We start from the raw sequence: 12,755 nt of genomic DNA, 5'->3' as shown, positions 1-12,755 counted from the left end.
GAGACGATGAGAATTGGCGCATGAACATCTCGTTAAAATTCAAAAGGCACATCACGGTCAACGTCCCGGCTCGCCGTCGCGGTATTTCAGCTGCACGGTCTTTGAGAAGGCTTTCGAGGCCCTTGTGACCGCCCGACGCGCCTCCACCACTCCGTGCCAGCCAAAACTCTTGACATGTTTCCCTTCGAGCTCTTTGTAGCTTGTGAAGAAATGCTCGATCTCAATCAGTGTATGACGCGGCAATTCTTTTACCGACCTGATCGTGGAATACGTCGGATCCCCTTTCGCGACAGAAATGACTTTGTCATCGGTTCCTTTTTCGTCTTCCATCTTCAGGATACCAATCGGGCGCACTTCGATCATGATCCCGGTCTGCAATGGCTGGTCGATAACGATCAGCACATCCATGGGATCTCCATCTTCGTACAACGTGCTGGGAATAAACCCGTAGGCCTCAGGATAATGCATGGATGAATAGAGAACACGATCCAGCTGAAAGACGCCCAGGTCCATGTTGTATTCGTACTTGTTCCGACTCCCCTTGGGAAGCTCAACAACAGCATTGACGACGCGGGGAGATTCGTCACCAATCGGGAGGTATTTCAGATTCACAGTGGTTGCCTTTTGTTTGAACCGGAGAACATCTTCCAGAGATAGAACGCCGGAATTCCGAGAAGAACGATGACCAGTCCGGACCCCGAGTACTCGGTCTTGTAGATCAGAAGATCGATGGCAATCGCGGAGGCGCACAAAATGTACAGACCCGGCAGGATCGGATAGCCAAATGCTTTGTACGGCCTCTCCACGTCAGGGCGTTTCTTCCTGAGTATGAATATGCCGATCACCGTGAGAACATAGAAGATCAGAACCGCGAAGATCACGTAATCGAGAAGGTCACCGTAGGTACCCGAGAGGCACAGGAGGCTTGCCCAAATTCCCTGAACGACAAGGGCCGTCGTGGGAACAGACCTGCTGCTGAGTGTGCCGACCTTGGTGAAAAAGACCCCGTCTTTCGCCATGGCATAATATACACGCGCACCTGCGAGAATGAGCCCGTTGCTGCATCCGAACGTGGAGACCATGATAAGCACTGCCATGATGACTGCAGCGGGCTCACCAAAGACCATCGTCACAGCAGCGGTCCCAACCCGGTCCGAACTGGCATACTGAATCCCCTTCCCGACCAGGTCTGCCGCATCCGGCGAACCGACTACCGGCAGCACGAGAATATAGGCGACATTCGCAAGAAGATAGAGAACTGTTACCACTCCCGTTCCGAGCGCGAGGCTGAGAGGGATATTGCGCTTTGGATTAATGACTTCTCCGGCAGTGAATGTAATGTTGTTCCAGGCATCGCTCGAGAACAGGGAGCCCACCATCGAGGTCCCGATGGCGGCGAGCAGCATAAATCCGGAGAGAGATTCCACAGAGACGATCTTGCCGCTTGAGACATGCGTCCATGTTCCCGCCCAGAAGTTGGCCAGGTTGGCATCGATCGCGTGGGCATTGCGCCCCACGATAATGCCAAGCAGAATCAATCCGACGAGCGCCGCCGTTTTCGCAATCGTAAAGACATTCTGGACAATCTTTCCTTCGCGGAGACCCCGCGAATTGATAAACGTCAGCAGCGCGATGCAGGCGATGGCAAGCACCTGGGCAGCCGAGATACGAAGGCCGAACAGGTGAAGAAGGGTGTTGTTTTCACCGAGACCGGGAATAAGGACCGCGGTGAATCTGGCGAAGGCAACCGCAACAGCAGCTATGGTGCCGGTTTGAATAACAAGAAACGAGGTCCATCCGTATAGGAATCCAACGAGCGGATTATATGCCTCGCGCAGATAGACGTACTGTCCTCCTGCGTGAGGCATCATCCCGGCGAGCTCCCCGTAGCTGAGCGCGCCGATTACTGTGATCACACCTGTGATGAGCCAGACAAGCAGGAGAAGCCCGGGGGAACCTACGGTCCGCGCAATGTCAGCGCTGACAATAAAGATGCCCGATCCGATCATCGAACCAATGACGATCATGGTGGAATCGAGCAGTCCAAGTCCGTGCTTGAACTCACGCGGCAGTTCCTGGTTTGGCATGACTCCGTCGGTTACTGTTGTGTGCTTTTCGTGCTACGCTTTTTGATGGACGCTGTGATGACGCCCGTATGAGAAGTAGATGATGAGCCCAATCACCAGCCAAATGATCAAGCGAAGCCAGGTATCGAATGGCAAACTCAACATCAACAGACCCGAGATCACGATCCCCATGATTGGCACGAATGGTACCCAGGGAGTCTTGAATGGTCGGTGTAAATCTGGCCGGCGTTTCCTGAGAATCAAGATTCCTGCACAGACGATAACAAACGCCAGGAGCGTGCCGATACTCACCAGTTCTCCAAGGATGTTGATCGGCAGCAATGCGCCAAAGAACGCTACGAAGACTCCGACGAGGATTGTGGAAACATACGGAGTCCGGAACTTTGGATGCACTTTGCCAGCCCACCTCGGAAGCAGACCATCACGCGACATCGAGTAGAACACCCTCGATTGACCGAGAAGCATAACGAGCATGACCGTGCCCAGTCCGAAGATCGCCCCGACCTTGACGAGATAGCTTCCCCACTTCACGCCTGTTGCATCGATCCCGACTGCGACCGGCTCTGCGACATTCAAGCTTGAGTATGGAACAATCGCTGTGAGAAGTCCGGAGACTACGATGTAGAGAATCGTACAGATAAGCAGCGATCCCATGATGCCGATCGGCATGTCTTTCTGAGGATTCTTCGCTTCCTGAGCCGCCGTCGAGACTGCGTCGAAGCCAATATAAGCAAAGAAGATAACGCTGGCCGCACGTGCAATTCCTGACCAACCGAAACTTCCCCAATCACCTGTGTTGGGTGGAATGAAATTCTTCCAGTTCACATTTATCGTTGTATCCGGATGCTGGATAACATATGCACCGGCAATGGCGATAAACACCAGCACGATACCAACCTTCACAATCACAATTGCCGAATTGAAGTTGGCTGATTCTTTGATGCCGATGACGAGGATCGTTGTAACGGCAAGTACAGCGATGAATGCAACGAGATTGAAGGAGGCCGTCATCTGCGGGAGCGTTGCGGCATCGATACCGAGCGTTTGAAAGGTATTCTGCATGCGCGCCAGGTGCTCCCAGTTTCCGTTGTATTGAACCAGCGCAGTTCCGGGTGAAGCGGTCAATGCAGCTGGAATGTGGACACCAATATCGCTCATGAAACTGAGGAAATATCCGCTCCATCCCGAGGAAACTGTTGCGGCGCCGAAAGCATATTCGAGAATCAGGTCCCACCCGATTATCCACGCGAACAACTCGCCCAGGGTTGCATAACCGTAGGTGTAGGCCGAACCAGCAATGGGTATGAGCGACGCAAACTCGGCGTAGCACAAGCCCGCGAACAGGCAGGCCGTGCCTGCAAGCACAAATGAGAGAACAATCGCGGGGCCGGCGTAGTTTGCGGCAGCTGAACCAGTCAGGACGAAAATCCCTGCGCCGATGATCGCTCCGATGCCGAGTGTAATGAGATTGACCGGTCCAAGAACGCGCTTCAGGCTGTGCTCACCGCTTTCCTGCGACTCTTTGAGCAATACATCGAGCGGCTTGTTGACCAAGAGACGAGATAACCAAGGACTCCGATTACTCATACGACGAACCTCCTTTGTTGATGAAAAAGCTGGTCAAATGGGAGAATTCAATTGTCAATTCTAATTGTTTTTGCACTCGGAAACAAGCGAATACTGCCCCTGGAAACAGCGAAGCCGCCCCGAGTAATTCTCGGGACGGCTTTCTCATTCGAATTTCCTTCTGAGCTTCTGGTCTAGATGAACAACGGAGCGAGAACAAGTGTGATCGTGCTCAGCAATTTGATCAGAACGTGGAGCGATGGGCCTGCTGTGTCCTTGAATGGATCACCGACCGTGTCGCCGACGACCGCAGCTTTGTGAGCTTCTGACCGTTTGCCGCCGAACATTCCGGTTTCTATGAGCTTCTTTGCGTTGTCCCATGCGCCACCGCCGTTGTTCATGAACAGTGCCATGAGGATTCCTGTGATCGTGGCGACCATCAGATAGCCCCCTATCACTTCTGCGCCCGTCGCACCGTCAGCTGGGCTGCCTGTCAGCACATAAAGCCATCGGAAACCGATTCCAACCGCGAGCGTCATAAAGACAACGAGGAGACCTGGAAGGATCATTTCCTTCAATGCCGATTTCGTCACGATATCGACACACTGACCGTAGTCGGGCTTCGATGTTCCCTGCATGATGCCTGGATTGTTCCTGAACTGCTCACGGACATTATTAATGACCGCATACGCCGCTCGTCCGACAGCACGAATAGCCAGCGAAGAGAAAAGGAAGACGAGCATTGCCCCCAACATCGCACCGACAAACACTGCAGGTTTCGACAGGTCGATACCCCGCAAGTCGAATCCGTAGTTGCGCACTTCATCGAAAAACGCGCTGAACAACAGGAATGCAGCAAGACCGGCTGAACCGACAGCGTATCCTTTCGTCAAGGCCTTTGTCGTGTTGCCGACTGCATCCAGGCGGTCTGTCTTCTTGCGGACTTCCTCGGACTGCTGACTCATTTCAACGATGCCGCCCGCATTGTCCGTGATGGGTCCGAACGTGTCCATCGCGAGAATATATGCGGCTGTTCCCAGCATGCCCATGGTCCCAACTGCAGTCCCGAACAATCCTGCGTGCATCAAGCCCGAAAACTGGCCGAGATAATATGTGGAGACAATCGCAGCGCCGATGACAAGTACCGGCAACCCCGTCGATTCCATCCCAACCGCCAGACCAGAAATGATCGTCGTGGCCGGTCCGGTCTGTGAGGCTTCCGCAATGGAGATCGCGGGGCGATGTGTATAGTCGGTGTAGTACTGCGTGATGTAAACGAACGCAATCGAGGTCAGCACGCCGATGACTCCGCAGAGGAAGAAGTTGAAGTAGTATTCGCTTCCCAGCAGCCACCGCGAGGAGAAGAAGAACCCGACCATCGCGAGTCCCGCGGCAACGTAGTACCCGCGGTTCAGGGCCTGCATCGGATCTTCCTGTTCGTTCGTCTTCACAACCATGATTCCAACTGCCGATGCGATAATGCCAAACGCACGGGCAACCAGCGGGAACAGAAGAACGCTGACAAGAGTCATACCACGGCTCTCGAAATAGCTCGCGTTCGATGTGTAGAGTCCCGCAGCCAGAATCATCGCACCGATATTTTCTGCAGCAGTCGATTCGAAAAGGTCAGCACCGCGGCCCGCACAATCTCCGACATTGTCACCGACGAGGTCCGCGATCACCGCCGGATTGCGCGGGTCATCTTCGGGAATTCCAGCCTCCACCTTGCCGACAAGATCAGCGCCGACATCGGCTGCCTTGGTGTAGATTCCCCCGCCGAGCTGGGCAAAGAGCGCCACAAAGCTCGCCCCAAATCCATATCCGACGATGAGAAGCGGGATCTTCGAAAGGTCTTTTGTCACGTCGTAGTAGCTTACAATGGCGAAAAGTCCGGCAACACCAAGCAAGCTCATCGCGACGACAAAGAATCCCGATACTGCTCCTCCGCGCAACGCCGTCTGGAGAGCACCGTTGATGCCCTTCAGTGCTTCAGATGCAGTCCTGATATTGCTGCGAATCGAGATCCACATTCCCATGTAACCGGCGGCGACGGAGCACGTAGCGCCGAGAACAAATGAGAGCGTTGTCCAAAATGCGAGCGCTGCGGGACCCGCCGGATCATGCACAGTCGGCGTTCGAACAAAGGCGTACAGGATGTAAATAAGGGCGGCAAGTGCGAAAGCGAGAATCGCGATCGTCCGGTTTTGGCGCCGGAGAAACGCTTCTGCGCCCGCCTTGATCGCGTCTGAGATCTCTCTCATCCGTTCTGTTCCAACGTCGCGCCGCAGCACATCGCGCATCAGGTACAGCGCAAACAGAAGCCCGAGGACACTAATGCCAAGAACGAGATACAATTCCATATATCCCTCTGTATCCTTTCTTACAAATGGTGTACGTAGGGGGGTAATCGTAAAGTAGGCGGGAGTAATTTACAAAATACTTTACCAACTCGAAATCCCAAAATCGGGAAAATTGCAGAATCCTCATGACTCGGACAGTTTGAACTCCCCCTCCCACTTTGCAACAACCACGGTCGCCAGACAGTTGCCCACAACGTTGACCATCGTCCGTCCCATATCCATCAATTGATCAACGCCCAGAAGCACTGCCACTCCCTCCAGGGGCAACCCGAAGCTGGCCAGCGTGCCCGCAAGAACAACAAGAGCAGCCCGCGAGACACCTGCGACGCCTTTGCTTGTCAGCATAAGAGTCAACACGATCACACATTGCTGGCCAATGGAGAGATCGATGCCTGCTGCTTGTGCAACGAACATGGCCGCGAGCGAGAGATACAGCGACGATCCGTCAAGGTTGAAACTGTACCCCGTTGGTATGACGAACGAGACGATCCGTCGCGGGACGCCGAGCGCCTCCATTGCAAGCATCGCCTTTGGGAGCGCCGCCTCCGAACTGGTTGTGGAAAATGCAATGAGAGCCGGTTCTTTGACCGCGTTGAAAAATCTGCGGATCGGTATTCTGAACATCAACGCAACGCCGCCGAAAACAAAGACGACGAAGATCGTGAGCGCAAGATACAAGGAAAGCACCAGGAGTCCGAGATTGACAAGAACAGAGAGCCCCTTGTTACCAACCGTCACGGCGATCGCCGCAGCAACACCGACCGGCGCATATTTCATCACGATGTTTGTGAACTTGAACATCGTCTCGGCCAGCGAATCACAGAACTGCAGTATGACTTCCCGTTTTTCCTTCGCAATCATCGCAAGAGCAATGCTGAAAATCAGCGTGAACACCACGACTTGCAGCACTTCTCCGTTCGCGGCAGCTTCGAAAAAGCTCTGCGGAAACACATGCGTGAGAACATCCCCAAACGTCTGCTTCTTGGCAACGAGCTCACCCACGCCCGATGCCGCCTGGAGTGATGCCCCCACTCCCGGCTTGATGACATTGACAACAACAAGTCCGATGATCAGGGCAAGTGTGGTTACAACTTCAAAGTACACAATTGCCTTCACTCCCATTCTTCCCACCTGTTTCAAATCGCCATGCCCGGCGATGCCGACGACGAGCGTAGCGAAAATCAGCGGAGCGACAATCGACTTGATGAGCCTGAGAAATACGGTGCTGAAGGGACGAAGTTCAACGGCAAATTCCGGGGCAAGCCAGCCGATGAGCAGGCCGGATGCCATTCCCACGAAGATCCATTGAGTCAGCGATAGTTTTGGGAGTTTCATTGTGATTCACTCATCTGAGGTAGCACTCACAGCCTTGGCAGCTATGTGGAAGAGGTTGTATCCCCCGCGCCGTCGGCCGGCCGTGTGGTACGTGTCCAGTAATAATAGAAAGGAAGAGAAACGAGAAGAAGAACAATGCCGATCACGGCGTTTCTCGTATCCTCGACCAGGGTGTTGTAGATAAACCAGGTGGCAATTCCAACGAACAGAAGCGTTGCATACGGATACCCCCACGCTTTGTAAGGTCTGGCAGCGTTTGGCATCTTGCGCCGCAAAACGATCACGCTCACGGCAGTCATTGCATAGAAAGCCCACGAGCCGAAGACAACGTAGGAGGTGATCTGCTCATAGGTTCCGCTGAATGTAAGGAGAGATCCCCAGACACCGAGCGAGATGATTGCTATGTAAGGGCTGTGATATTGCGGATGCACCTTTCCAAACGATTTCGAAAATGTGCCGTCTGATCCGGCAGCGTAGATCGAGCGCGGACCTCCGAGCAGCATGCCGTTCGTTGTTCCGAACGTGGAGCACATGATGCCGATGACAATCAGCGAGGCGCCAACCGGACCCAGCACAGTCTGCGCCACTTCGGCAGCGATGCGGGGAGAACCGGCCATCGAATCAATGGGGATCACATAGGCAAATGCCAGATTCGCTGAAATGTAGAGCACGATCACTGCGACTGTCCCGATCAACAGAGACATCGGGACGTTGCGTTCCGGGTTTTTAAACTCTCCGGCCGTGAGCGTCACGTCAATCCAGCCGTCATAAGCCCACAGTGCCGATATCATGGCAAGCCCGAATGCCGCTGTCATATGGCTTGTCCACTCTTCGGGCCACCACGGAAGGTAGTTTGAACTGCTCCCTTTACCCGCGAAAACGACCGCCAGAATAAGTCCTATGAGAGCCAGGACTTTCGCGCTGGTGAAGATATTCATCACCCATCCGCCAAACTTCACGCCACGCACGTTGATAAACGTAACGAGTGCTATCGTCCCAATGGCCACTATTTGAATCCAGCCGAACGAGAACTCCATGGGGTGGCCGAAGAGGGACCACTCCCCTTTCAGCATGGTGTTGGCAGGACTTAAGGCGGGAATGAAATAGCCAAGATACGTGGCAAATGCCACAGCGATGGCAGCAGCCGAGCCGGCTTTGTTGATGAAATAGTCGTTCCAGCTGAAGAGGAATCCCCACACGCGACCAAAGCTGTGCTTGAGATAGATGTACGGTCCCCCTGCCTGTGGTAATACCGAACTCAACTCTGCCAGTGTCAAAGCACCAAAGAGCGTCAGCATCCCTGCCACTACCCACACGAGCATGATCGGGCCCATCGCGTGAAGATGGCCGGCAATGGTGGCGGGGACGATGAAGATACCCGAGCCGATGATCACTCCCATATGGATCGAAATGCCTTCGCGCAATCCAAGGACACGAAGCAATTGAGGAGGCCCCGATTTCGCTGCTCCAGGGGTGATAGGATCACTCATTTCTGTATCCCCTCTTCATGAATTCGAATCCTGCTTTTCCAGAACCCATAGGTGAAGTAGAGAACCATACCCACCAGCAGCCAGATGCCGAAGCGGATCCAGGTGATGAGAGGCAATCCCATCATCAGGTAAAGACACATGGCGATACCGAGCAGCGGTACCCACGGGACAAAGGGCGTTCTGAACACGCGCGGACGATCAGGATCGGTGCGTCGCAAGATGATGATGCCGGCACAGACGAGCACGAATGCGAAGAGAGTTCCGATGTTCGTGAGTTCAACGATTTCATTGATATTGGCGATCGACGCGACGACAGCGACAACAACGCCGGTCCAAATGGTTGTCACATGCGGTGTCTGATATTTTGGATGCACTTTCGCGAAATATTTCGGCAATAAGCCATCCCGCGACATCGAGAAGAAGATTCTCGGTTGACCGAGCTGGAAAACAAGCAGCACTGCAGTCATCGAAATTACGGCTCCGAGGGAAACAATGCCTGCCGCCCAATTGAGTCCGAGGCGTGCGAAGACAGCCGCGAGGGGGTCAGCGACACCAAGCTGATTCCATGGTTCCATACCGGTAAGGACAGCTGCCGTTGCTATATAGATGAAGGTACAGACGATGAGTGAACCGATGATCCCAATCGGCATGTCCCTTCCTGGATTCTTGCATTCCTCTGCCGCGGTGGAGATTGCATCGAACCCGATGAAGGCGAAGAAGATGAGACTCGCGCCCGTCCACACTCCTGCAAATCCATTGGGCATGAACGGGGTCCAGTTGGCTGGCTTCACATAGAATGCCCCAACCCCGATGAAGAATACAAGGATGACCAGTTTCAGGGCCACCATGATGTTGTTCGCACGGGAAGACTCCTTGACGCCGATGACAAGAATCCACGTCACGAGCGCGACGATCCCGATCGCAAGGAAATTGAAAATCACAGGAACGCCAAAAATCGTGGGATGGGTCTGCCATGCCTCGAAGGGGAGTACGAGGTCAAGGGAAACGGTACCTCCGGCCGCAGCGACCGCGTCCGCCGCCTGGTGGGCAGAACGAAAGTCTACAGCGAGCCAGGCCGGGATGTGCACACCCAGTCCGGCAAAGAGTTGATGAAAATACGCAGCCCATGCAATAGCCACAGCCACATTGCCAACTGCGTATTCGATAATCAGGTCCCATCCAATGATCCACGCAACGATCTCGCCAAGTGTCGCGTACGAATACGTGTACGCGCTCCCGGAGATGGGGACAAGAGCGGCAAACTCCGCATAACAGAGCGCGCAAAACCCGCACGCAAGTGCCGTGATGATGAAGGAGAGCATGACGCCGGGGCCGGCACCGAGGTGGCTCGGCCCGCCGGCCGCCGCCGTGCCGATGACAGCGAAAATGCCGGTGCCGATGATCGCTCCGATGCCGAGCGACACGAGATCGAGAGCGCCTAACGTTCGCTTAAGGTGTGTTTCGGTCGAACGCTCCGCATCTTCAGCAATGCGGTCGAGGGTCTTTCTGCGAAATATCTGAATCGCCATTCCGTGTCCCGCTTTGTTGGTGGGGATTTGAGAATTTCGACAGCGATGGAACAACTGCAAATCTTAGAGATGTGGGCGGAAAGTCATGCCACAAGACTCAAAGAAGCGCAAAGAGTAGAAGAATCGACATCGAATCCTTCGTGGCTTGCCAGCCAGCCCGCCCGCCTGCCAGTTGGAGCCACCAGAGGCGGGCAGGCTACGCGTTCTGGCGGGGTGACTTTGTGGCAAGAATGAGGTCTTCCTCCAAGCTTCCACGGTTCTGATCGAAAACGATACCAATTATTATGCGAATGTCCAAGAGGAATTTGAACTGAGGGGAAGAAGATGGGATGAAGAGTGTGGATCAGCCGCCAAAAATGACAAGCTGAACATCTTCAGGTAACAGGTTGCTGAGCGATCTCATGACGCTTCCCTTCAGCGCATACTCAAGCCTGCTCCGTTGTTCAGCACCAATGATGACCCGTTCGACGCCGAATGTCGCCGCTTGTTCGGCGATCGTATACCCGACATCGTAACTGGGGATCCTGACAGACCGGTAATCGATCCCTGCATCGTAGCAGATCTGCTCGATCTTCTGTTCCTGTCCGTTCGTTGGCATCTCTAACTGAGCCGGCAATGCACCGACGGCGATTTCCTTGACCCTGAGAACAAACAGGAACGCGTTGCGCGATTCGGCTTCTTCGATCGCAAATCGAAGAAGTTTCTCGTTCAACTCTTTCATCGCCAGGAGGTACCGGGTGCTCGGTATCTTCCTTGGCTTGCGCATCGGCCGTGGGGCGGAGACTTCGGCGACCTCGGGTACGGTTGGGATTTCACGGTAGCGGCGCCTGGCAAGAGTGCGCGCCCCCAGACCGACGACAAGAATGGAGGAAGCGAAAATCACAGCCTGCGTCTTGTTGATCGCGATGGAAACTTCGATGAGAAGAAGGACGGTCGCTGAAACCATCATGAATCCGCGAACCAGTGATTTCAGCTTGATGCTCTTGTCAGTAGCCGTCGAACCAAGATTGATCGTCATGGCCCCCACGAGACCGATCGCATACAGGTGGGAGAGCATTTCGATGTTGCCGATTACGAGAAGGACTATGATGGGAACGAGCGTCGCGACAGCAAGTGGAACAATCGGGACGCCATGTCGATTGAGAATCCTCAACGAAGAAGGCAGCTCCTTGTCTACCGACATCAGGAACTGTATGGAGATCAGGTCGTTGAGTGCTGTATTGCCAGCCGAGATGAGCAATACCCCCAGTGACGAGGCGATAACCAAACCAAACCACTTCCCGACATAGTGTTCTGCAAGGAACCTGATCATGTCTTCGAGGTAGTCTCCAGGTTTTAATCCCTGAATGGCAAGCATCGCCAACCCAAGAAACGCGTTGACGATCAAAACCTTCACAAGTATCGCCAGTATGGCCTTGCGAGAATCCCGGGTCGGGTCTTTCATCAAGCCCGTCATGTTGGAAATTGCTTCAATTCCCGAGAGGCTCAGAATGAACCCTGTGAAAATCCCCCAGTTATGCATGAGTCCACCCTGGGGAGCATCGATTCTGGCGGATGCGATTGCAGTAGGTGCAGACGCAACGATCACGACGAAAAGGGTTACGAGAGTGAACGCGGTGATGAGAAGAGCCAATCCTCCTGAATGCTTTGGACCAAACCAGTTCAACGCCCCGATGGCCAGGATGACGACAATAGCCCACAGAACCGGGTTCTCAAGCCCGAAATAGTGGCAGGCGTCCAGAACCGAAAGCGCCATTGTGACAATGTAGTCGGCAGCGAGAAGAAGGGCTCCAACAACAGCCAGAAGTTTCGACCTGTGGTAGACGGAGCTATACACTCCTCCGCCATTGGGATAAAGCCGGCAAATGGTGATGTAATTGATGGCGACGAGAGATGTCAGTGCCATCATTGCAGAGAGATGCCAGAAGCTGCTATAGCCAGCCAGAGCAAACCCGATGCCCATAACATAGGCAACGCTGGTACCCCAATCTCCATCAAGAATGGCGGCGCTGCGAAGCCAGCCGAGAACGCGCGGACGGCTGGTTGCTAGACGGGTGACTCCGTGTGGAGTCGATGAGATGTCAGAACTTTCAGAGGACAACGTCAATGCGAAATACTATAAAAATAGGAAAGCCAGGGTTTTGATACCCCGGCCTTCCTTCCTGAGGCGGGTCTATCTTACATTATTATCTCTTATTCCGCAATAAGTAATTGAAGAACCGGCGAAAATCGACCATTTTCGGCCATCAAATCAAATAGATTTGGCCGTTTGGCGATTTCGTCATTCGTATCTCAATGGAAGCCAGGCAGATCTCGGGAGTCAGACAATGGGGGCGAGGATGATTTCTTGAAGTACAATTATTCGAAAATCAGTCAGAATGATCATTG

8 protein-coding genes are annotated in these 12,755 nt (G+C 53.9%); all 8 read right to left on the bottom strand.

From position 1 onward, the window contains the following. Nucleotides 1–57: 57 nt before the first annotated feature. The 8 genes from NTU47_02120 to NTU47_02085 all read right to left on the bottom strand — a co-directional run bounded on the left by NTU47_02120 (nucleotide 58) and on the right by NTU47_02085 (nucleotide 12,468). The gene (locus NTU47_02120; protein ID MCX6132585.1) at nucleotides 58–612 is read right to left on the bottom strand and encodes an inorganic diphosphatase; all 555 of its coding nucleotides are present in this window, start codon (nucleotides 610–612) and stop codon (nucleotides 58–60) included. After that, on the bottom strand, nucleotides 609–2,087 hold the full coding sequence (locus tag NTU47_02115) for an amino acid permease (protein ID MCX6132584.1): 1,479 nt from the start codon (nucleotides 2,085–2,087) through the stop codon (nucleotides 609–611). The genes NTU47_02120 and NTU47_02115 overlap by 4 nt, the downstream gene beginning before the upstream one ends. A gap of 33 nt (nucleotides 2,088–2,120) precedes the next feature. After that, on the bottom strand, nucleotides 2,121–3,674 hold the full coding sequence (locus tag NTU47_02110) for an amino acid permease (protein ID MCX6132583.1): 1,554 nt from the start codon (nucleotides 3,672–3,674) through the stop codon (nucleotides 2,121–2,123). A gap of 173 nt (nucleotides 3,675–3,847) precedes the next feature. Then, a complete protein-coding gene (locus tag NTU47_02105; protein ID MCX6132582.1) occupies nucleotides 3,848–6,013 on the bottom strand; it encodes a sodium-translocating pyrophosphatase in 2,166 nt (721 codons plus the stop codon). A 123-nt stretch (nucleotides 6,014–6,136) separates the two neighbouring features. Beyond that, on the bottom strand, nucleotides 6,137–7,348 hold the full coding sequence (locus NTU47_02100) for a cation:dicarboxylase symporter family transporter (GenBank protein MCX6132581.1): 1,212 nt from the start codon (nucleotides 7,346–7,348) through the stop codon (nucleotides 6,137–6,139). A gap of 41 nt (nucleotides 7,349–7,389) precedes the next feature. Beyond that, entirely contained in the window at nucleotides 7,390–8,838 is a 1,449-nt protein-coding gene (locus tag NTU47_02095) for an amino acid permease (GenBank protein MCX6132580.1), read from the bottom strand. After that, nucleotides 8,835–10,367: an amino acid permease gene (locus NTU47_02090; GenBank protein MCX6132579.1), complete on the bottom strand. Its 1,533-nt coding sequence runs from the start codon at nucleotides 10,365–10,367 to the stop codon at nucleotides 8,835–8,837. Before NTU47_02090 ends, NTU47_02095 begins: the two co-directional genes overlap by 4 nt. 343 nt (nucleotides 10,368–10,710) lie before the next feature. Then, the gene (locus tag NTU47_02085; GenBank protein MCX6132578.1) at nucleotides 10,711–12,468 is read right to left on the bottom strand and encodes a universal stress protein; all 1,758 of its coding nucleotides are present in this window, start codon (nucleotides 12,466–12,468) and stop codon (nucleotides 10,711–10,713) included. Between the last annotated feature and the right edge of the window lie 287 nt (nucleotides 12,469–12,755).

This window comes from Ignavibacteriales bacterium, from assembly GCA_026390595.1.
GTDB lineage: Bacteria > Bacteroidota > Ignavibacteria > UBA10030 > UBA10030 > UBA9647.
Note: the sequence above shows the minus strand (reverse complement) of the source record. Positions and strands in the feature narration are given on the sequence as shown.